Annotated in this window: 20 protein-coding genes; 7 read left to right on the forward strand and 13 right to left on the reverse strand. The window is 58.8% G+C overall.

The window, feature by feature from the left end:
• Positions 1-13: 13 nt before the first annotated feature.
• Both HYI44_RS20310 and HYI44_RS20315 read right to left on the reverse strand, forming a co-directional pair.
• Positions 14-814 (reverse strand): sugar phosphate isomerase/epimerase family protein, encoded by an 801-nt coding sequence (locus tag HYI44_RS20310; RefSeq protein ID WP_225570291.1) that lies wholly within the window; start codon positions 812-814, stop codon positions 14-16.
• Entirely contained in the window at positions 811-1827 is a 1017-nt protein-coding gene (locus HYI44_RS20315) for an LLM class oxidoreductase (RefSeq protein ID WP_225570292.1), read from the reverse strand. Before HYI44_RS20315 ends, HYI44_RS20310 begins: the two co-directional genes overlap by 4 nt.
• A gap of 158 nt (positions 1828-1985) precedes the next feature.
• On the opposite strand from HYI44_RS20315, the gene HYI44_RS20320 reads away from it, so the two are divergent.
• A complete protein-coding gene (locus HYI44_RS20320; protein WP_122840395.1) occupies positions 1986-2867 on the forward strand; it encodes a LysR family transcriptional regulator in 882 nt (293 codons plus the stop codon).
• Positions 2868-2991: 124 nt separating this feature from the next.
• Here HYI44_RS20320 and HYI44_RS20325 read toward each other — a convergent pair whose 3' ends face one another.
• Positions 2992-3663 (reverse strand): alpha/beta hydrolase, encoded by a 672-nt coding sequence (locus HYI44_RS20325; RefSeq protein ID WP_225570293.1) that lies wholly within the window; start codon positions 3661-3663, stop codon positions 2992-2994.
• Positions 3656-4498, reverse strand: coding sequence for a DODA-type extradiol aromatic ring-opening family dioxygenase (locus HYI44_RS20330; RefSeq protein WP_225570294.1), 843 nt, complete (start codon positions 4496-4498; stop codon positions 3656-3658). Before HYI44_RS20330 ends, HYI44_RS20325 begins: the two co-directional genes overlap by 8 nt.
• Before the next feature lie 151 nt (positions 4499-4649).
• On the opposite strand from HYI44_RS20330, the gene HYI44_RS20335 reads away from it, so the two are divergent.
• Positions 4650-5549, forward strand: coding sequence for a LysR family transcriptional regulator (locus HYI44_RS20335; RefSeq protein WP_225570295.1), 900 nt, complete (start codon positions 4650-4652; stop codon positions 5547-5549).
• 206 nt (positions 5550-5755) lie between these two features.
• On the opposite strand, the gene HYI44_RS20345 is transcribed toward HYI44_RS20335, so the two are convergent.
• The 3 genes from HYI44_RS20345 to HYI44_RS20355 form a co-directional block, all read right to left on the reverse strand.
• A complete protein-coding gene (locus tag HYI44_RS20345) occupies positions 5756-6370 on the reverse strand; it encodes a nitroreductase family protein (RefSeq protein ID WP_225570296.1) in 615 nt (204 codons plus the stop codon).
• 70 nt (positions 6371-6440) lie between these two features.
• Positions 6441-6794: a putative quinol monooxygenase gene (locus HYI44_RS20350; RefSeq protein ID WP_225570297.1), complete on the reverse strand. Its 354-nt coding sequence runs from the start codon at positions 6792-6794 to the stop codon at positions 6441-6443.
• Positions 6795-6880: 86 nt separating this feature from the next.
• The gene (locus tag HYI44_RS20355) at positions 6881-7078 is read right to left on the reverse strand and encodes a tautomerase family protein (protein WP_045058447.1); all 198 of its coding nucleotides are present in this window, start codon (positions 7076-7078) and stop codon (positions 6881-6883) included.
• Positions 7079-7247: 169 nt separating this feature from the next.
• Between HYI44_RS20355 and HYI44_RS20360 the strand changes: the two genes are divergently transcribed.
• Positions 7248-8150: a LysR family transcriptional regulator gene (locus tag HYI44_RS20360; RefSeq protein WP_225570299.1), complete on the forward strand. Its 903-nt coding sequence runs from the start codon at positions 7248-7250 to the stop codon at positions 8148-8150.
• A 127-nt stretch (positions 8151-8277) separates the two neighbouring features.
• Here HYI44_RS20360 and HYI44_RS20365 read toward each other — a convergent pair whose 3' ends face one another.
• From HYI44_RS20365 to HYI44_RS20390, 6 genes are all read right to left on the reverse strand, one after another.
• Positions 8278-8904: a trimeric intracellular cation channel family protein gene (locus HYI44_RS20365; protein ID WP_225570300.1), complete on the reverse strand. Its 627-nt coding sequence runs from the start codon at positions 8902-8904 to the stop codon at positions 8278-8280.
• 7 nt (positions 8905-8911) lie between these two features.
• On the reverse strand, positions 8912-10168 hold the full coding sequence (locus tag HYI44_RS20370; protein ID WP_225570301.1) for a M20 family metallopeptidase: 1257 nt from the start codon (positions 10166-10168) through the stop codon (positions 8912-8914).
• 50 nt (positions 10169-10218) lie between these two features.
• Entirely contained in the window at positions 10219-10647 is a 429-nt protein-coding gene (locus tag HYI44_RS20375; RefSeq protein WP_122840404.1) for a MarR family winged helix-turn-helix transcriptional regulator, read from the reverse strand.
• Positions 10648-10801: 154 nt separating this feature from the next.
• Entirely contained in the window at positions 10802-12100 is a 1299-nt protein-coding gene (locus HYI44_RS20380; protein WP_122840405.1) for a carbohydrate porin, read from the reverse strand.
• 103 nt (positions 12101-12203) lie between these two features.
• Positions 12204-14609, reverse strand: coding sequence for a glucose/quinate/shikimate family membrane-bound PQQ-dependent dehydrogenase (locus HYI44_RS20385; protein ID WP_225570302.1), 2406 nt, complete (start codon positions 14607-14609; stop codon positions 12204-12206).
• A 319-nt stretch (positions 14610-14928) separates the two neighbouring features.
• The gene (locus tag HYI44_RS20390; protein ID WP_225570458.1) at positions 14929-15843 is read right to left on the reverse strand and encodes a pyridoxal-phosphate dependent enzyme; all 915 of its coding nucleotides are present in this window, start codon (positions 15841-15843) and stop codon (positions 14929-14931) included.
• 240 nt (positions 15844-16083) lie between these two features.
• Here HYI44_RS20390 and pstS point away from each other — a divergent pair, with 240 nt between their 5' ends.
• The 4 genes from pstS (at position 16084) to pstB (ending at position 19885) form a co-directional block, all read left to right on the forward strand.
• Positions 16084-17115: a phosphate ABC transporter substrate-binding protein PstS gene (gene pstS / locus HYI44_RS20395; RefSeq protein WP_122840408.1), complete on the forward strand. Its 1032-nt coding sequence runs from the start codon at positions 16084-16086 to the stop codon at positions 17113-17115.
• 73 nt (positions 17116-17188) lie between these two features.
• Complete coding sequence (pstC, locus tag HYI44_RS20400) at positions 17189-18154, forward strand: phosphate ABC transporter permease subunit PstC (RefSeq protein WP_225570303.1); 966 nt, start codon at positions 17189-17191, stop codon at positions 18152-18154.
• Positions 18154-19047, forward strand: coding sequence for a phosphate ABC transporter permease PstA (gene pstA / locus HYI44_RS20405; RefSeq protein WP_225570304.1), 894 nt, complete (start codon positions 18154-18156; stop codon positions 19045-19047). Before pstC ends, pstA begins: the two co-directional genes overlap by 1 nt.
• 76 nt (positions 19048-19123) lie before the next feature.
• Complete coding sequence (pstB, locus tag HYI44_RS20410; RefSeq protein WP_045058436.1) at positions 19124-19885, forward strand: phosphate ABC transporter ATP-binding protein PstB; 762 nt, start codon at positions 19124-19126, stop codon at positions 19883-19885.
• Positions 19886-19985: the final 100 nt, after the last annotated feature.

A 19985-nucleotide genomic window follows, 5' to 3' on the forward strand; every position in this document is an offset into this window, starting at 1 on the left:
TCTGTCTCCTCGCCTAGCGTGGCGTTTCGGTCAATAAGGCCCATTCAGGGTGTTCGGCCAGGCGTTGCTCCATTGAACGAAATGCCACGGCTGAACGGCGCAGGTTGCCGTAGACGTCGCCACCCATGCTTTGCCACCCCAGCACGCCAACACGCCCGGTAAAACCGCGGCGTTCAAGGGCGCCCAGCAGAACGAAATTATCCATCTCGCCTTCATCAAGCGGTTCGATGGTCGCCAGACCACCCCAACCCAATGGAGAACGACGTGTGCCGGCAATGTTCACGTGTTGGAGCCAAGGCCACATCGCATCAAGGCGTTCTTCCAACGCTTGTTCTTCAGTGGCGTACCAGTGATAACCGTTGAACACGATATTGAGCAGGGGATGGTTGAACTCCCGGCACAGTGCGACGGCTTCCGAGGTCGTTTGCATACCGTAGCGTGCGTGCGGATAAAGGTTGATGTTCAGGCCTCTGCGCTCACAAACAGGCAACAGGCGCTCAAGCATGCGGCGGTCAAAATTCGTGACTTCATCACCTGAATGCAGCGCCAGTTCAATCGTGGTGCAACCTTCAAGGCTCTCGAAAACCTGGGTCACGAATGATTCCAGGCCCTTGCGGTAGATCAAGTAGACCGCGCCTACGTCCAGGCCCCAGGTCGGTTTGACGCGAGGAATCGACTTCAGGTCTTGGCTCCACGCAGACATCGTCAAGCCTTGATAGCCATGCTCGGCGAGCATTTCGCACTGTGCGGCCAGAGGATAGGTGCCCATGGCGGTCTGGAAGATGAAATCCATGTGGTGAAGGGGGTGTTTCATCGGGCGGCCTGCGTAGGTTGAGGGGCAACGGGGAGGGCGATGCTTGGAAAATGCGGAAGGAGGTATTCAGCCAGCTCATCGATGACTTCAGCGGCAGGGCGGCGTTGTGGTTTGAAGTGCAGGGCGACATGACCCACACCCTGATCCTGCTGGCGCTTCCAGTGCTCTATCAGCGCATTACGCCCGGCGCGCAGCACGCGTCCCGCCTCAACGCGATGGTTCGGATCGCGATCCAGATCAAACAACGTGCCGTAGCCATAGGGTTTGTGCACCTCGTTGCCGCAGACCGCACGCCAGCGCTCGATCACCTGGGGAATCAACACGGGGTTGGAGGTGTAGGAAAGAATCCCGTCAGTGTGTTCACCGATCCATTCCAGCGACTGGCCCGCGTGGCCGACGATAAGGGTGGGCAAGCGCGCCCCGACGGGTTTGGGGATCAAGTCAATTTCACCGTTCAACTGGCCATAGAAACGCGACGTATGCGCGGCCCAATGGCTTTGCGTGGTCGCGCAGATGATGCCCAGTGCGTCCCGGAAGCGTTCGGCGCGGTTGTCAAAATTCAGTCCGAACGCCGGGTATTCGATCGGCCGGTCGCCGGTGGCCAGCCCCAGGATGAACCGCCCGCCCAGCAGTTGGTCCACGCTCGCGGCCTGCTTGGCAACAATCAGTGGATCACGCAACGGCAGGACGATACCCGCCGTGCCAATCGCAATTTGCCTGGTAACGGCAGCCAGGTAGCCCGCATAGACCAGTGGATCGAGAATCTGGCCAACGTCCCCAAAATTAGGGTCATAGAACGGCACATCGCGCAGCCAGATCGCGGAAAATCCAGCTTCGTCTACGCGTTGAGCCATCTGCGCGTGATCCTGCAAGGTGGGGCCTGGGCTGTTGGGGTAGCTTTCCAGCGGAGCAATGAAACCGAAGGTCAAATGCCCCGGTTTGAATACACGGGCATAGCCGGGGTGCTGCTGAAGGTCCTGGGCGATTGCGCGCGCGCGAGGCTGAGAGGTCATCGGGGTAGGCTCGTATTAGCGGATGGCCGCGACGTTGAAGGCGAGAAGCACTTCATAAAGTCACGATGGAGGGGACTATAAACGGTATAGTTAGAAAGAAAAATAGGATGCAATTCCGATCATTTGTGAACATAAAGCTCAAATAGACGAGGCTGTTTATGGATCATTTCGGCGCGCTCAGCGCATTCGTTCAGGCGGCGCATACCCGTAGTTTTACTGAGGCCGGACGCAGGATCGGGGTGTCTTCGTCGGCCGTTGGCAAGGCCGTCGCGCGGCTTGAGGAAGAGTTGGGCGTGCGGCTATTCCATCGCTCCACGCGGGCGATTACCTTGACGGCTGAGGGCAGTCTCTTTCTGGAGCGTTGCCAGCGGATTTTTGCTGAATATGAAGTCGCCAAGCGAGAGCTCACGCAGGCTGCAGGCAATCCCCAGGGCAAGTTACGCCTCGGTTTGCCACAGCTCGGCATGCGGTTGATGCCTCATTTGATTGCGTTTCAGCAAGCGTATCCCGAAGTGGAATTGGAGCTGGAGTTCAGTGATCGCCTGGTCAATGTGATCGAGGAGGGCTTCGATGCGGTGATGCGCATCGGCGAAGTCGACGACTCCCGACTGATGATGCGTAAGCTCAACGGCTACAGCCATCGGTTGGTTGCATCGCCAGACTACCTTTCGCGTCGGGGTGTCCCTTTGCGGCCAGCGGACCTTTCAAACCATGCTTGCCTGCGATACCGCTATCCCACCAGCGGTAAGCTTGACCCCTGGCCATTGGTGATGAAGAAAGGACAAGACACGCTGGAGCTGGGGCAATCGGCGACGTCCAACGCGATTGAAGCCTTGCTGGCTATGGCGGAGGCGGGGCAGGGCATCGCCTGCCTGCCTGACTTTTTTATCGAGGACGCCATCGCGGCTGGGCGCTTGGTGCCGGTGTTGGACCGCTACATCAGTGATCACCGTACGTTCAGCATCCTGTGGCCATCCAGCCGGCAGCCGCTGCCCAAGATCAAGGCGTTTGTCAGCTTCATGGCCTCACGCTTGACGTGAACCCCGCTGTGCCCCACGCGCAAATGCCGGCGCACTGGGCGCCAGCAGCTGTTATGTGAGGCTCAATCAAGCATTGCTGGGGGGCTTGGTCGCTGGCCCACAGCGGCGCCGATGTCGAGCTGCATTAGTTGGCAAGGGCCAGCGTGTGGCGTAGCCATTGAGAAAAGTCGACCAGTTCTTCACCGATAATCTCGTGGGCCATGTTGTAGAAATGGGTTTCGTGCTTGACGCCGATGCGATCCAGCCAGGCATCTGCCTCGTTTGCCCAGTCCACCGGCAGGACGGCGTCCTGGTGGCCGTGGGCGATGAACGCCGTCACTGACTTGAGGCGCTCGGTTGAGGCGATCCGAGGCGCAATCTCGCGCAGCATGCGGCCGCTCAATATCGCAAAGCCTGCCACCAGTTCGGGTTCAGTGACGCCCAGGCTCGCGCTCATGATGCCGCCCTGGCTGAAACCTGCGATGACCGTCGGCAGGGCGGGCAGCGCTTCGATGAAGCGCTGCAACAGCAAGCGACTGGCTTCAGCCTGTTCCTGGTTGAAGGATGGGCCGTTGCTGGTGAAGTTCACTTGGTACCAGGCGAAGCCTTGGGGGCCCACATGCAAGGGCGCGCGCACCAGAATGACCTCCAGCTCTTCGGGAAGTGATTCGGCCAGGGAAGCAAGATTGCCCTCGTTCGAACCCACACCATGCAGCAGAATCAAGCGGCCTTTCGGGGTGAAGGTGCGGCAGCCTTTGCGGAAAAACAGACCGGTTTGTGGTTCGCGCGCTGCGTCGGAAAATGTAGTGTCACGCATGGTCGAGAGTGCCTTGAGTCAGTTGAATAGATTCGTGTCCATTGGACGGGGCCGAGGTGAACAAGTAGCTGTCCATTGCCAGCACGCCATAGGTCACCCCCCCCTTCAACACCTGTGTCTTGTAGCCTTCCCCGGCTGCGCCCAAGGCGATCAGCAAAGGCAGAAAGTGTTCATCGGTGGGGTGGGCCCGCTCAGCCGACGGCGCATAGTGCTTGAAGTCCAGCAATTGCTCGGTGTTACCGTCTTGCAGGGTTTGGGCTGTCCACGCGGCAAACGCCTCGACGTAGGCAGCGCTCTCGCGGGTTGCTCCGCGGAACTCGTACAAGTTGTGGGTCAGGCTGCCTGACGCGACGATCAGTACATTCATCTCCCGCAATGGCTTGAGCGCGTCGCCCAGCTTCCAGGCCTGATGGGTGTCAAGACTGGCCGGCATGGAGACCTGGACCACCGGGATGTCCGCCTCGGGTGCCAGGTACAACAGCGGTACCCACGCGCCATGGTCCAGCCCGCGTTGAGCGTCCAGTCGCGACTGCCAGCCGGCGACCTGCAACAGGTCTACGATGTGCCCGGCCAAGGCTGGAGCGCCCGGTGCGGGATAGATCAGTTGATACAGTGCGTCGGGAAAACCGCCAAAATCGTGGATGGTCGCAGGCGCGGTGCTGGCCGTGACAAGGACTTCGCCGCGCGTCATCCAATGCGGAGAGAGGATGACGATGGCGTCAGGTCGCGGCAGCTCGCGTCCGACCTGGGCCAGGCGGGGACCTGCCAGCCCAGGCTCGATGGCGAACATGGGAGCACCATGAGACACAAACAGCAGAGGGAACGGGGTGTTCATGGTGGAATGCTCCGAAGGAGTAACGGGTCAAGGCAGGCAGGACGACGGAAACGCCGCGCTGATGCTTGTTTCGATGGGCTAAGTTTATAGGTTGTGAATTTGAGATAAATAAGGCCACATGTGATAGATAGTTCCACTAAATGAGACAGTTATGGACAGGGCGTTGGAGATGCAGGTGTTCTGCACGGTGGTCGATAAAGGTACTTTTGTAGGCGCAGCCGACGCCCTCGAAATGTCCAAGGCGGCTATCTCGCGGTATGTAAGTGCCCTTGAGGAGCGGTTGGGGGCTCGGTTGCTGCATCGCACCACGCGCAAGCTCTCGCTGACCGAGGAAGGCCGGCAGTTCTACCATCAGGCGCGAGAGGTGCTGGCCCTGATGGATCAGGCCGAGGAGGCTGTCTCGTCCGCCGCGCCGGAACCAAGCGGTGTACTACGAGTGAATGCGCCGGTCAGTTTCGGCGTTCTGCACCTTGCGCCGCTGTGGGGAGCGTTCATGAACGCCCACCCGAATGTCGAGCTGGATATCAGCCTGAATGATCGTTTGGTGGACCTGGTGGATGAGGGCTTTGATGCGGCCATACGTATTGCGCGCATGGAGAGCTCGTCCCTGGTGGGGCGGAGGCTGGCTGGCACGCGTATGTGCCTGTGTGCATCCCCCGATTACCTGGCCAGTCATCCGCCGCTCCGCACTCTGGCGGACCTGGCTGACCATGGCGTCATTGCCTATACAAACTTTGCGACTGGCAATGAGTGGCTGTTCGACGGGCCCGATGGTCGCGTCAGCGTGCGTACCCGTTCCATCGTGCGCTGCAATAATGGCGATACGTGCCGCAGCATTGCCCTGGCGGGTGGCGGCATTGCCCTGCAGCCAAGCTTTATGGTCGGTGACGATTTACGCAGCGGAGCCCTGGTAGAAATCCTGCCGGAGTACCGCTCCATCGAGTTGGGCATTTACGTGGTTTACCCCACGCGCAAGCACTTGGCGAGCAAGGTGCGGGCGCTGATCAGCTTTCTGACTGAACGTTTCGCACATCCCGAGTGGGAGCGCTAAAGGGTTTAATTGGCACGCATCAGGAGCGCTGCGAAAAGCTGTGCAGGTCAGCGGCGAACTCCCGCGAATTCTTGAATGCCAGGCAGTGGTCGCCCTGTTCAGCCTTCTCATACAGATACAGAGAGTTGAAGCATGGGTTGCTTTAATGCCAACCGGTCAACAATACCCGCGCATGCCCGGATAATCCGAACATGCGGGGCGGCAGATTAAACGAACTGCAAAACGTCGTTCACGGCTTTACGCGGCTTTTGTGGCCAGTTGGCCGCGCCCGGGTAGCCAACCGTGACCAACATCACAGGGACTTCTTCATCCGACAAGCCAAATTCCCTGGCCACTGCAGCTTGATCGAACCCGATCATCGGCGTCGAAACCAGGCCCTGGCCTTTGGCGGCCAACATCAGGGTCATGGCCGCGAGTGAGCCAGACCGAATGGCCTCGTCGCGCTGCAATTGAGCATTTTCCTGGTACATGCCTTGAGCCGCACCCACCCACATGTCGTAGATGGACTGGTCAATGATTCCGGCATCCAGGGTCGGCTTCAATGCAGCAGGCAGGGTTACGTGTGGGTTCAGGGTGCCGCAGACAATAAACGTCACGGCGGCATCCATGACCTTTTGCTGGCCGAACGCCAATGGCAACAAGCGCGCTTTGGCTTCGGTGCTGCGCACGGCCATGAACTTCCAGTTTTGCAGGTTGAAAGCGGAGGGGGCGTGGGTCGCCAGGTTGACCAGCTCGGCGACCTGGGCGTCCGTCAATGAACGTTCAGTGTCGTAGCTATTGGCGGAGATGCGGGACTTAATAACTTCAGCGATAGCGGACATGGTGATCTCTGTGCGGGATAGGGATGCGCAGGACACGGTTGTCACTCTTGAGCCTGCGCCTCGTTTCAACTCAGCGGCTGAAACCGTCGAACGGGGTCATGTAAACGGCGCCGAACGGGTCCAGGCGCTTGCGGATTTCAGCATCGGGGGTGCCATAGACCACCAGGCTAGTGATGGTGCACAACTCGAGGAAGCGCTGGCCGAAAGGCGCGAACGTAGTGTCTACGTGGCTCACCACGGCATCGACGTTATAACGCTCAAGGATGTGAACGGTGCTGTTGTCTTCATTGACGCTGTATTCGTAAACCAGCGTGCCCGGCTCGGCACGGGTTGCAGCAACGATAGTGGCGATCAATGCCTTGAACTCAGCGAAATCTGCGGGTTTGACCGCGAGAGAGAACAGGCAGGAAATATGCGGATGCATGGTGGTTTTCTCCGGCAGATTTATCACAAATACCTGCACGGCAGCATTGCAGGTGTAGCCGATGCATGCAGTGCAGGTCGGGGGCGTCAGGACTTAGCGGGGGCTTCCCCGAAAAGTTTGCCGGCGCCAGCCCAATCCGAAGCCGCAACGTCCTCGAAGATGACGTAGATGTAATTAGCATCGGTACCGGTGTGTTTAACGATGCTTTCAGTGATGTCGGCGGCGACCGCGGCTTTTTGCGCGTGTTCTTTACCTTCGAACCAGCTCACACGTACGACGGGCATGGTGATGTCCTTTTTGGGCTTTGATGATCGGGAGAGCGGTGCGCGGCGTGCCATCACGATCTGCACCGTTGCATTGCTGGAGCCCATCTTACTGTCGAGTATGCTGGCGATAAATAACCTAAAACTATAATCTGGGTAGATCTAAACTCTACAATTGCCGGGCCTCTGCATGGTACCTATCGATTCTTTTCAAGGCGTCATCACGTTCGTCGTGGCGGCGCGCTCGGCCAGCTTCACCCAGGCTGGCGAACGCCTCGGGGTTTCAAAATCCGCCGTCGGCAAAGCCATTGCACGCCTGGAAGAACGTTTGGGCACACAGCTGTTTCATCGCACCACGCGTCGTATATCCCTGACCGCAGATGGTGAGGCCTATTTCGCGGCGTGCTCTACTGCCCTGGAAGAAATCGGTGCCGCAGAGAGTGGCCTGGGGCCCGGTGGTGGCGAGCCCTCGGGGCGTTTGAGAGTCGACATTCCTGTGGCATTCGGGCGTCGGGTCGTGGCGCCATTGCTGTTTGAGATCGCCAACAAGTACCCGGCGTTGCAACTCAACCTGACGTTCTCAGACCACTTGGTTGATCCGATTGAGGAGGGCATCGATTTGCTGGTCCGCTTCGGAGAACTCCAAGACACCAGCGGCCTGGTGGCTCGGCGCCTGACCCGGCAACGCTGGGCCATTTGTGCCGCCCCCGACTATCTCATACGCTTTGGCATTCCGCAGACCCTGGAGGACTTGGGCCAGCACCGTTGCATTGTCGGGCATCGACGCGGCCAGCCGCTGTCGTGGCGGGTCATGCAGGGGGGGCAAACCGTACGATACGCACCACCGTCGACCCATCAGATTGGCGACGGGGAAGCCATGATTCTCGCCGCAGTCGCCGGCACCGGTTTGTGCCAGATGCCACGCAGCCTGTTCCAGGACGATATCCAGGCGGGCAGGCTGGTGGAGGTGCTGCAAGTTTATGAACCCGAAGCTGTCGATGTGCATGCCGTATGGCCGAAGGTATCGCATCTGCGGCCGAAGGTCAGGTATGTGGTCGATGAGTTGGTCAGGCTGTGCGCGCATTGGCAGTGATTCAGACTGACATGTGCAGCAGGTCTCAATTGAATGTCTTCTGGGTCACGGAAACCACCAGCGCAACACTAGCGACAACGACGACCGCCCGGAAATACTCCATGCTCGCGACCAGAGCACTGGCTGGCTAATTATCAGGATCATCGCCAATAGAAGGCAGCCGCCAACCGTAGTGAAGTGACGCCATGCGCAGCGTGGTACATCCCGCGGCGGTCAGCCACGAGGTCACCACCGAATTGGCGCCGCTGTAGCTGAGCAACACCTCGACAGCTGCGCCTGCCAACGCGGCTGACGCGTAGATTTCCCGCTGCAGGATGCCTGGCACTCGTGACAGCAAAACATCCCTGAGTACGCCGCCACCGACAGCGCTGACCATCCCCAGAACTATCGCGACCTCGGCGCCGGCCTGCACGGCCAGCGCCTTTTTCGCCCCTGCCACTGCAAACAGTCCAAGCCCAATGGAGTCGAACAGCTGCACCGGTGATTTCATTCGACACACCATCGGGTAAGCACACACCACCCACGCTGTAGCGAACAGCGACACCACCAGATAGCGCCAACTCGACAGCCCGGCCGGCGGCAGTGTGCCGAGACACAGATCCCGAAGAATTCCGCCACCGCATGCGACGATGAACGTGATGGTGGCGATGCCGAACAGGTCCAATCGTTGCTGGCGTGCGGCAACTGCACCGCTTACACCAAAGGCAAACGTGCCGAGCAGATCGATGACGGTGTAAATCAGGTGGGTGTCCATGACTGTGCTACTCGGCGTTGCCGAACCAGGCGAATGCGGCGCAAATCATCGTTTCCAGCCCGGTGCGCAATGTAGGGTGCAGTAAAGGCGCGAACTGGGGTGAGTGATTGCTCGGGATGCTGTTTATTTTTCCCTGGGCCTTGGCCTGTTCGTAAACGTGTGGGTCCGTACAGCCGACAAACCAGAACACGTAGGGCACCTTCCATGCGCGGCCGAACACACTGAAATCCTCACTCGCGGCGGCCGGCGCCGTTTCATAGGCCCTGTCGCCAAACCAGGCGTCAAATGCATCAGCCAAACGGGCAGAGGCGCGCTCATCATTAACCGTCAACGGGTAGCGGTTGATGGTGGTGATCTCGGGGTCGCGTGGTGCATTGGATGCAGAGCATTCAGCGCAGCAGATGCGTTTGATGGCGCCCAGCATGTGCTTGCGCACGCCCTCGTCGTAAGTGCGCATGTTGAGTTTCAACGTCGCATTGTCCGGGATGATGTTTTCCTTGGTGCCAGCCTGTAACGAACCAACCGTAAGGACTGCCTGATCCAGCGGGGAAATTTCCCTCGACACAATGGTCTGCAGGCGCAGCACCGTCGATGCCGCCATGATCACCGGATCTACTGACGTTTGTGGCTGTGAGCCATGAGCCCCACGGCCGAACATCTTGATTTTCAGGCTGTCACCTGCCGAAAGGATGGTGCCGCTGCGGTGACCCACCGTACCGGCTGGCCCCACCATTACATGCTGCCCCAGAATGATGTCTGGCTTGGGAAAGCGATCGAGCATGCCGTCGTCGATCATGTTCTGCGCGCCCACACCCACTTCTTCACCCGGTTGGAAAACAGCCAGGAGAGTACCCCGCCACGTGCTGCGAGTTTCGGACAATACCCGAGCAACCCCCATCAACCAGGTGACATGCATGTCATGCCCACATGAGTGGCAGACAGAAACCTCAACACCGTCTTCGTCACGGGTGACTACGTCGCTGGCGTAGGGCAGGCCTGTTGCTTCGGCCATCGGCAACGCGTCCATGTCGGCGCGCAGCATCACCACCGGGCCGTCACCGTTACGCAGCACGCCGACAACACCGGTGACACCGATTTCGCGTGTCACCTCGTATCCGTAGCGCACCAGGTATTCGGCGGCGATTTCTGCGGTGCGATACTCATACATCGACAGTTCAGGATGACGGTGCAAGTCCTTGTAGACCTCTTCCAGCTCAGGTAACAAGGCATCGAGATCAGGAATCAACATTTCCAGGGACGACATGGGGTACTCCTTATGTAAAAGAGGGCGCAAAAAGTGGGAGAGAGACGGTGTCAGGAAGGCGGAAGCAGACTTTCCATCAGCTTTGAAAGCAGGCCATCAAGTGTCACGCGTTCCTTGGGCGAGAGCGCGCAAACCAGTTGGTCTTCCAGTTGAGAACCGACGACAGAGGACTCGTCAGCGATCCGCGAGCCCTCGACGGTCGTGCGCAAACCAACGCTGCGGCGGTCGACAGGGTGAGGGGCGCGCGAGATGAGCTCACGCGACTCCAGCTGCGCCAACGTCTTGGAGAGCAGTGTCTTTTCGAGAAAGGCGCGTGATGAAACTTCTTTTGGAGTGATGTCCGGGCAGGCTTGAATCAGACGCAAAACCCGCAATCCGCGGACATCCAGATCCCAGTGCTGACGGTACACGGCGTTCGCGTGCTCCATCAGCAGGGCACTGGTCATATCCAGCTTGAAATTCAGAAAGTCGGAATACATGGCAGGCTCCATTCGAATGGCTGAAGTATAGCCATATAGTTGAAATATTCAACTACATTCTAGTGACCGGTCGCTCTCTGTGTTGAGCCCTGGAGCTGTGAATTCCCGTTGCCGGACAGCTTGAATCCGTCCGGCACATTGCTGCGTGACCCGTTCAGAGCGCAGCTTTCACCTGCAAACCGAACACCAGCGCATTGTCGATGTCCTGCCCGGAAAACGCGCCTGGCTCGATGATGTATTGCACATTCGGTCGCAGCGTCAACCAGGGAGTGGCCTGGTAGCCGTAGCCAAGCTCGATCAATTGTTCGGCACTGTCCAGATTTGGAAACGATGCGCCATTGGCGAGCGCGGCGTCCTGCTGCACATCCCGGCTGCGAGGATTGGGCACCGCCCGGCCATAGCCCAGGGCGACGGTGTCCCGCGGGCGGCCTTCGAACGGTTTGTACAGCACCACGCCGGTGCCGTACCACTTGCTGAACGGTGAAGCCGCTTCGCTGGCCGCCGAGTATTGGCCGAAGGCGTGCAGACTGCGGCCCTCGGACGATTGCGAACGCCACACGGCCTGATCAACCAGTAGGTAATGACCGCCGCGGCCGGACACTTGTTTATCGCTGCCGATGCGTTTCACATCGGAACTGTCGTAGTAGTAGCCAACCTTGTACTCGCCGGGCAACTCACCCGCATGCTTGTACACCAGTTCGATCGGCACCACGGTGCCGGTCGTATGTTTCGGGCCCGGATGCCAGGCACGGCTGGAATTACCGTTGCTCTCAGGATCGACATTGAAGGCCGCCACGCGCAGCTGCCATGACGACGACAGGTCGTACTTCACGCGCATGCCCAAGTGGGCGTTGGGGTAGTTGGTCCAGCCACTACCGCCGGACATGTTCAGCGGATGGCCGCAGAAACCGGCGTTCATGAAGTTGCAGAGAATGCCACTGTCCAGGCCACCGAGGTCGTTGCCCATGGCCATGTAACCCAGCTTTACGTTAAGCGCCGGGGTGAACAGGCTGCGTTCGTAACTCAGTTCAGTCAGGCGAGTGTAGAGACCACCGTAGTTTTCCTGGATGGGCAGGCGGTTGCCGACCAGATCCTCGGAGGCGCTATTGCCGCGGCGGTCGTTGATGGTCAGTTGAATCTTGCCGGCGTTATCCACGCCATACAGTTTGCTCAGGTCGAACTGTGCGCCAAGCTTGATGTTCTGCGAGTAACGGGCCGAACGGTGCAGGCCGCCATCGGCGTTGTAGGCGGTTTCGCCGCTGTAATCGCCGGTGAATTTGATGCCGTCCTGATCCATTTGTTGGCGCAGACCACCCCAATCACCGGTCAGGGTATTGCGGGTCAGAAGGTTCGAATCGCTATCGGCGAAGGCGGGCAGGGTGGCGCTGCAGGTCAGGCCCAGCAGCAAGCCGTTGAGCCAGCCGGCATGGGAAAAGCGAACAGCCAAAAACATGGGAGACTTCCTGGTGCAATCTTGAATGATTGTGCAAAGCGGCGCGGCACCCGCAGGTGCCGCGCACAGAGGAGTTGCCCGCCAGCGAGGCGGGCACAGCGGCTTACGGCAATGCGTAAGCCATCACGTAGTCGCCGCGATCGGTCGACTGGCGCGCACCACCGGCGGTGATGACGATGTACTGCTTGCCGGTCTTAGGTGAAACGTAGGTCATCGGGCCGCCCTGACTGCCGACTGGCAGGCGGGCTTTCCACACCTCTTCACCGTTGCCGCTGTTGAAGGCGCGCAGGTAGAAGTCCTGAGTGCCGGCAATGAAGATCAAGCCACCTTGAGTCGACAGGGTGCCGCCCAGGGTTGGCAGGCCGATCTTGATCGGCAGGTGCATGCGAATACCCAGGGGACCGGTATCCTCTACGGTGCCGACCGGAACCTGCCAGGCAACTTTCTGCGTCTTCATGTCGATGGCGGTCAGGGTGCCGAACGGCGGAGCCTGACAAGGAATACCGGCAACCGACAGGAAGCGGTTTTTGTTCACGGCATACGGCGTGCCCTTGAGCGGCACGGCGCCCATGCCAGTGTTCAACGATTCGCCACCGGAAGCGGCTTGAGCCTTGTTCTGCGACGGGATCATCTGAATCCACAGGCCCAGGCGCATGTCGTTGACGAAGATGAAGCCGTGCACAGGGTCGGTGGAAATGCTGCCCCAATTCATGCCACCCAGCGAACCTGGGAAACTCAGCGATTTGTCGGTACCTGGCGCGGTGTACAGCCCGTCATAACGCATCGATTTGAAATCGATTCGGCACAACAGCTGGTCGTACGGCGTTGCACCCCACATGTCGGATTCGGTCAGGTGCTGGGCACCAATCTGCGGCATGCCCACCGATTTCGGCTGGGTTGGCGAGTAGGGTTCATCAGGGATGTTGGCCGCCTTGACCGGTACTTCTTTAACGTCGGTCAGCGGCTTGCCGGTGGCGCGATCAAGCACGTAGATCTGCCCGGCCTTGGTGCCGATGACCAGCGCCGGTACGGTTTTGCCGTCCTTGGTGAAGTCGATCAGGCTCGGCTGCATCGGCAGGTCGAAATCCCAGAGGTCGTTGTGAACGGTCTGGTAGACCCAGCGTTCTTCACCGCTGGTGGCGTCCAGCGCCAGGATCGAGGCGCCGTAGGTGTGGTCGAGCTTGCTGCGCTCCACGCCATAGATATCGGTGGAGGAACTGCCCATCGGCAGGAATACGGTATTGGTTGCCGCGTCGTAAGACATTGGCGCCCAGCTGTTCGGGGTGCTGCGCACATAGGTGCTGCCGTCTGCCGGTGCCTTTTGATCCTGCGGATTGCCCGGGTCGAAGGCCCAACGCATGGCGCCGGTCATGACGTCGAAACCACGGATCACGCCACCGGGCATGTCGGTTTGCACGTTGTCGGCCACGCGACCGCCAACCACCACGGTGGTGCCGGCCATCAACGGGGCTGAGGACAACTGGTAGTAGCTGTCCGGCACATCACCCAGGCCTGCCTTCAGATCGACCTGACCGTTGTTGCCGAAACCCTGGCAGAACTCACCGGTGTCGGCATCGACCGCGATCAGGCGGGCATCAATGGTGTTGGTCAACAAACGGCGCTGGCAATTGGCTGCCGGGGCAGGTGTGGCTTCGATAATGCTCGAGTTGCCTGGTTGAGCGATTGCCTTGGTGGCATCGAAATACGCCATGCCTCGGCAACGCTGCCAGACTTTTGACTGCGCGTTGATCGGGTTTTTCCAGAGTTCCTTGCCGGTATCGGCGTCCAGCGCGATCAGGTTGTTGTGCGGGGTGCAGATGAACACCTTGTTGCCTATCTGCAGCGGGGTGAGCTGGTCTTCAGCGCCGTTGCCATCACTTTGGGCGACGTCACCGGTGTGATAAGTCCACGCCACTTTCAGCTTGTCGACGTTGGTGCGATTGATTTGATCCAGTGCGGCGAAGCGGCTGCCACCTTCGGTATTGCCGTAGTGGGCCCAGTCCTTTTGCGCTTTATCCGGCTCTACCGGCGTCAGTCCCGGGCCTGTGCCGGTCGCGGCCACTGTCGGATGTGCAACGAACATATTGCCGGCGGCCACCGCCAGTCCGACTGCCAGTACAGTAGCGATGCCATAAGCGCCACGGCCCGGAACGCCACCGTTTGCCCGCTTGAGCAGCGGATACACCAAGGTCACGGCCAAACCGATCGCGCTGAACATGAACAGGCGCGAAAACACCGGCCAGAACACCAGGCCCGCGTCGCTGATAGCCCAGAGGGCGGTACCCACCAAAAACGCAGCAAACAGCCAGGCACCTGCCGGTTTGTAACGAGCGATCAGCAGACCGGAAGTGGCCATCACCAGCCCACCCACCAGGAAGTACCAGGAACCTCCAAGGCTGACCAATTTCACGCCGCCTGCAGCCAGTGCCAAGCCGAGCAGGGCGATGATCACGCCCAGCCCGACCAGGATGAATTTTGATATGCCCGAGAGGCGTTGACTCTGCTTCACGTTGAGTATCCCGCTGAAATGATGTGAGCATTATATGGATAGGTAACTATCTAGTTAAACCATAATTTCAGGGAAAGCGCATTTCGTTGTCCTGCCGCGCCTGAACGAAGGCGGGCGCGAAGCAGAGATTTTGCAAAGATTGTTAAACCGCCCGCGAAAGTCTCTTTTTTGTCAGGTCAGAGAAGAATATCGACAGGTTTGGACCAGTGCGCACTGTTGGAAATTTAAGACTCCGCCCTTAACCAGCGAAAATTAACCGACGTATGGCTGGTGGCACGTCCGCCTGTTCAGTGCGTGCACTGGCTTTGCACCACTTCCTTCATGGCTGCGCAGTCCATTGTCGAATTTGTGCCAGTGTTGCCGTCGCACCCCCGCAAACAACCATAAGAACCTTGCTGTACGGCTTCAGGGAGTGGTGATTGTAGGCTAGAGATAGCGCAGCGCCGCAGGCAGGCTCGACGAGTACGCGATGATCAAACAGAAATCGTTCGCAGGCATCCAGGGCTGCCTGGTCGGTCACTACCACGCTGTGGATTTGATGAGTGTTGGCGTATTGGAATGCCTGATCGCAAATTCGCTTTGCTCCCAACGATGTCGCAATCGATTCAATGCGCTCTAACTCAACCGGTTTACCAGCAACCACTGCAGCATGGAACGAGGCGGCTCCTTCAGTTTCAACGGCGATGACCGGAACGTCATGCCAGCCGTTTCGCTGCAAGCCTTCAACAATGCCGCATAGCAGGCCGCCACCACCGACTGAAAGGACTACCACATCAGGTTTCTGGCCTGCTTGCGCCACTTCATCAATCAGAGAGGCATGTCCAGACCATAGCAGCGGATCATTGAAGGGATGAATGAATGCTTTTTCGGGTGACATCAGCGTCAACGCCAGCTCATTCGCTTCTTGCCACGAGTCTCCGTGGACGATGACCTCCGCTCCTTCCAGGTTCAGCAATTCCTTCGCGCGCTCACTCGTCGTTTTGGGAACCACCACTGTTACGGGTATACCTAGCTGGCGTCCCGCGTAAGCGACTGCAAGACCGGCGTTACCTCCGGAAGAGGACACAAAATGCGTGGCCCCATGACGGTGGTGCGTTTCGCAAGCGTGGCCGACGCCACGGAGCTTGAAGGATCCGCATGGCTGTAACGCATCCATCTTGAGCCAAACGGAACGCTCTGCAACAGCGCTGAGTGGTCGGGATTCGATGAGGGGAGTATTGATATGCAGAGGCATGGTCACAATTAACTCGTGTCGAGAAGGGCTTGGTAAAGTTTTAGTAGTGATTTGTCACGATTCAATTACATCAACTTGTGATTCGGAATGACCGGATAAGGAATGTGGACGCCTGCGCCACGTGACAGCTGCCTGGAAACACAATTGAGGTGACCGACATTTTTATGCCATTCGGATTCATAAAACCGTAACAAAATTGTTGCACAGTTTGGGAGCCCGTAATCACAACGAGTTCCCTCGATGAAAAGTTTGATGAAATCTGCTGCGCTCGCCATCTCGGTTTCTCTTTGCGCCACCTCAGTGTCCTTCGCTGCGGAAAGTGTCCGCTTGACAGGTTCCGGCGCCAGTTTTCCGGCTCCGATTTACCTCACCTGGTTTAAAGATTTCAGCAAAAAAACCGCAGGCGTAACAGTAGATTACCAATCCAAGGGCAGCGGGGCAGGTGTACAGGACTTCCTGAACAAAACCGTTGATTTCGCGGCCAGTGACTCTGCAATGAAGGACGAGGACATTGCCAAGGTAGCCGAGGGCGCGCAGTTGCTGCCGATGACAGCAGGCGAAATCGTGCTGGCTTACAACCTGCCGGGCAGCCCCAAAGGGCTGAAGCTTCCACGGGACGTTTACTCCAACATCTTCCTGGGCAAGATCACTCGCTGGAACGATCCGGCGCTCGTCACAGCCAATCCCGAGCTGAAACTGCCCGACATGCCAATCACGGTTGTCGTGCGTGCGGACTCCAGCGGTACGACTGCAGTGTTCACCAAGCACATGGCAGCAATCAATCCAGAGTTCAACAAGACATTGGGTGAAGGCAACACCGTGAACTGGCCAGCCAGTGACAAATTCATCAAATCGCCGAAGAACGATGGTGTGACCGCCACCGTACGCCAGACCCCAGGGGCGATTGGCTACATCGAATACGGCTTCGCCAAGCTGGCCAAGGTTGACTTCGCCCAGTTGCAGAACAAGGCCGGCCACTATGTTGTGCCGAACGCAGAAAGCGGTGCTGAGGCCCTCGCAGCGGTGAAGATGCCGGAAACCCTGGTGGCCTGGTTGCCGGATCCGGACGGTGCCAAGTCCTACCCGATCACTTCCTACACCTGGATGATCTTCCGCAAGGATAACGGTAACCCGGCCAAGGCCAAGGCCATGCGCGAGATGGTCGAATACAGCCTGACCGAGGGGCAGAAAATTGCCGATTCGATGGGCTACATCCCGTTGCCGCAGTCGGTTGTCGATCAGGTTCGCAAAGCGTCCGCCAACATCCAGTAACGCTCATGAGGCCTCTCCCGGTGTGCGCGTTCAGCATGCCGGGGGCGTTTTCCCCCTGTTCCGGAATTAGCCAATGAACACACCTTTTGTCGTACCGGTTAACCCGGGTTCCGCCTGTCAGCCGCGCTCTACGAAGGATTTCCTGGTTGATCGCACCTTCCGTGCGCTTGCGCGAATAGGGGTGGTTCTGATTCTGGCGTTGGTCTTCGCCTTGGTGTTCGAGGTGGGACGCAAGGCCCTTCCAGGCATGGAGAAACACGGTTTTGACGTCATCTTCGGCAGCGTCTGGGACGTCAACCAAGGCAAGTACGGCATTCTGCCGGCCATTTGGGGCACGCTCTACAGCGCCCTGATCGCGTTGCTGATCGCAGGCGTTTTCGGCGTCAGCATGGCGATTTTCCTTACCCAGGATTTCCTGCCGGCGAAATTGGCAGCCGTGTTTCGCACTATCGTCGAGTTACTCGCGGCCATCCCCAGCGTCGTTTATGGCTTGTGGGGGATTTACGTGGTGATACCGGCGATCCGCCCTCTGACGACGTGGTTGAACAGCGAACTGGGTTGGATTCCTTTTTTCGGCACGTCCTTGAGTGGGCCGGGGCTTCTGCCTGCGGCTTTGGTACTGGCCATCATGATTCTGCCGACCATCGCTGCCGTTTCGCAGGACGCCCTCACCGGCGTACCGATGAAAACCAAACAGGCCGCCTACGGCATGGGGACCACCCATTGGGAAGCAATTCTTAAAGTGATGGTGCCCTCGGCGGCGACCGGTATTTTCGGCTCCCTGGTCCTCGGCCTGGGTCGTGCGCTGGGTGAAACCATGGCGCTGGCCATGCTGGTGGGCAACGCGAACAACATTTCGCTTTCTCTGTTTGCTCCGGCTAATACCCTGGCAGCCTTGTTGGCGCTGAACTTCCCCGAAGCCGGGCCCAACGAGATTGAGGTGTTGATGTATGCCGCTCTGGTGCTGATGTTCATCACGCTGCTGGTGAACGTCCTCGGTTCCATGATCATGCTCTACGCCCAGCGGGGTAACAAATAATGACTGACCTCACGTCCGCTATAACCGCAGTCCCCAGCCTGCAGCGCAAGTTCGAAGGCCGCGCCCTGCGCAGCCTGGTGTTGACCACGTTAGTCTGGACCGGCGCGTTGCTGGCCAGCGTGCCGCTGATTTCCGTGCTCTATATGTTGATCATGCGGGGCGGGGCACGCCTGAGCCTGGAAGTATTCACCGAACTGCCGCCAACCGGTTTCGAGACGGGCGGTGGCTTCGGCAACGCGATGGCAGGCACCTTCGTGATGGTCGGTATCGCGGCCGCCATCGCGGTTCCGGTCGGCATCATGGCCGCTATCTTCCTGGCTGAACTCGGGCCCGACAGCAAGCTGGCAAATGCCGCGCGCTTTGCCGCCAAGATGCTCACGGGGCTGCCTTCCATCCTGGCCGGGGTGTTTGCCTACGCCATGGTGGTGATGACCACCGGTACTTACTCGGCGCCGGCAGGTGGGGTGGCACTGGCGGTACTGATGCTGCCCATAGTCGTGCTGACGGCTGAAGAGTCGATGAGGATGGTGCCCAAGATCATGAAGGATGCCGCCTACGGCATGGGCTGCACCCGCTCGCAAGTGATCTGGAAAATAATCTTGCCGACCGGCATGCCGGCAATCCTCACAGGCGTGATGCTGGCCGTGGCACGCGCCGCGGGCGAAACCGCGCCGTTGTTGTTTACCGCGCTGTTTAGCAACTACTGGATCTACCACGACGGCAGCCTGGCGGTGATGAATCCGACGGCATCGCTTGCCGTACTGATTTACAACTTCTCCGGCATGCCCTTCGACAACCAGCTGGAGCTCGCATGGGCAGCCTCGCTAGTGCTGGTGATGATCGTGCTGGTCGTGAATATTTTGAGCCGCATTTTCGGCAAGCCCAAGTACTGAGAACGGGAGCATCTGAATTTTGAACGTATCAACTGCGCAAATAGCCGCTCCGTTTGTTACCCAGACACCGGTGGTCATGGACTGCAAGCTCGACAAGATTTTCTACGGCAATTTCATGGCGGTGCGTGACAGCCATGTGCCAATTGAAAAAAACAAGATCACCGGCTTCATCGGTCCTTCCGGCTGCGGTAAAAGCACCGTGCTGCGTAGCCTCAACCGGATGAACGACCTGGTGAAAGGGTTCCGCTTCGAGGGCCATGTGCATTTTCTCGGGCAGGACGTTTATGGTAAGGGCGTTGATCCAGTCGTCGTGCGCCGCTATATCGGCATGGTGTTTCAGCAGCCGAATCCGTTCTCCATGAGCATCTTCGACAATGTTGCCTTCGGCCTGCGCCTGAATCGCTATAAAGGTGACCTGGGCGACCGTGTCAAGCATGCGCTGCAGGGCGCCGCGTTGTGGGATGAGGTCAAGGACAAGCTCAAGGTCAGCGGCCTGTCACTCTCTGGCGGTCAGCAGCAACGGCTGTGCATCGCCCGCGCCATTGCCACCGAGCCGGAAGTGCTGTTGCTGGATGAGCCCTGTTCAGCGCTTGATCCGATCGCCACTCGCCGTGTTGAAGAGTTGATGGTCGAGTTGAAGAAGGATTACACCATCGCCCTGGTGACCCACAACATGCAGCAGGCCATACGCGTGGCTGATACGACTGCCTTTTTCTCGGTGGATATTTCCCAGGGAACGCGCACCGGCTATCTGGTTGAAATGGGCCCGACCACCCAGATTTTCGGCAGCCCGCGCGAACAAATGACTGAAGATTACATCAGCGGCAAATTCAGCTAGGCAGCACACATCCGCTCAAGGCCGCCTGCCTCTCCAGCGCAGAGAGAGCGCCTTTGGCTGGGATCGGGTCGTTTTACTTTCTTATCTACCGTTTCGCAGG

The sequence above is a fragment of the Pseudomonas sp. Y24-6 genome (assembly GCF_020295325.1).
GTDB classification, from domain to species: Bacteria; Pseudomonadota; Gammaproteobacteria; order Pseudomonadales; family Pseudomonadaceae; genus Aquipseudomonas; species Aquipseudomonas gregormendelii.

Bases quoted from the DNA above. Each gene is read 5' to 3' on its own strand.
- HYI44_RS20350 (WP_225570297.1), bottom strand. From the start codon at position 6,794: ATGCATCCGCATATTTCCTGCCTGTTCTCTCTCGCGGTCAAACCCGCA.
- HYI44_RS20390 (WP_225570458.1), bottom strand. From the start codon at position 15,843: ATGCCTCTGCATATCAATACTCCCCTCATCGAATCCCGACCACTCAGC.
- HYI44_RS20335 (WP_225570295.1), top strand. From the start codon at position 4,650: ATGGACAGGGCGTTGGAGATGCAGGTGTTCTGCACGGTGGTCGATAAA.
- pstC (WP_225570303.1), top strand. From the start codon at position 17,189: ATGAACACACCTTTTGTCGTACCGGTTAACCCGGGTTCCGCCTGTCAG.
- HYI44_RS20355 (WP_045058447.1), bottom strand. From the start codon at position 7,078: ATGCCCGTCGTACGTGTGAGCTGGTTCGAAGGTAAAGAACACGCGCAA.
- HYI44_RS20365 (WP_225570300.1), bottom strand. From the start codon at position 8,904: ATGGACACCCACCTGATTTACACCGTCATCGATCTGCTCGGCACGTTT.
- pstS (WP_122840408.1), top strand. From the start codon at position 16,084: ATGAAAAGTTTGATGAAATCTGCTGCGCTCGCCATCTCGGTTTCTCTT.
- HYI44_RS20375 (WP_122840404.1), bottom strand. From the start codon at position 10,647: ATGTATTCCGACTTTCTGAATTTCAAGCTGGATATGACCAGTGCCCTG.
- pstB (WP_045058436.1), top strand. From the start codon at position 19,124: ATGGACTGCAAGCTCGACAAGATTTTCTACGGCAATTTCATGGCGGTG.
- HYI44_RS20330 (WP_225570294.1), bottom strand. From the start codon at position 4,498: ATGAACACCCCGTTCCCTCTGCTGTTTGTGTCTCATGGTGCTCCCATG.
- HYI44_RS20310 (WP_225570291.1), bottom strand. From the start codon at position 814: ATGAAACACCCCCTTCACCACATGGATTTCATCTTCCAGACCGCCATG.
- HYI44_RS20325 (WP_225570293.1), bottom strand. From the start codon at position 3,663: ATGCGTGACACTACATTTTCCGACGCAGCGCGCGAACCACAAACCGGT.
- HYI44_RS20370 (WP_225570301.1), bottom strand. From the start codon at position 10,168: ATGTCGTCCCTGGAAATGTTGATTCCTGATCTCGATGCCTTGTTACCT.
- HYI44_RS20315 (WP_225570292.1), bottom strand. From the start codon at position 1,827: ATGACCTCTCAGCCTCGCGCGCGCGCAATCGCCCAGGACCTTCAGCAG.
- HYI44_RS20360 (WP_225570299.1), top strand. From the start codon at position 7,248: ATGGTACCTATCGATTCTTTTCAAGGCGTCATCACGTTCGTCGTGGCG.
- HYI44_RS20320 (WP_122840395.1), top strand. From the start codon at position 1,986: ATGGATCATTTCGGCGCGCTCAGCGCATTCGTTCAGGCGGCGCATACC.
- pstA (WP_225570304.1), top strand. From the start codon at position 18,154: ATGACTGACCTCACGTCCGCTATAACCGCAGTCCCCAGCCTGCAGCGC.
- HYI44_RS20345 (WP_225570296.1), bottom strand. From the start codon at position 6,370: ATGTCCGCTATCGCTGAAGTTATTAAGTCCCGCATCTCCGCCAATAGC.
- HYI44_RS20380 (WP_122840405.1), bottom strand. From the start codon at position 12,100: ATGTTTTTGGCTGTTCGCTTTTCCCATGCCGGCTGGCTCAACGGCTTG.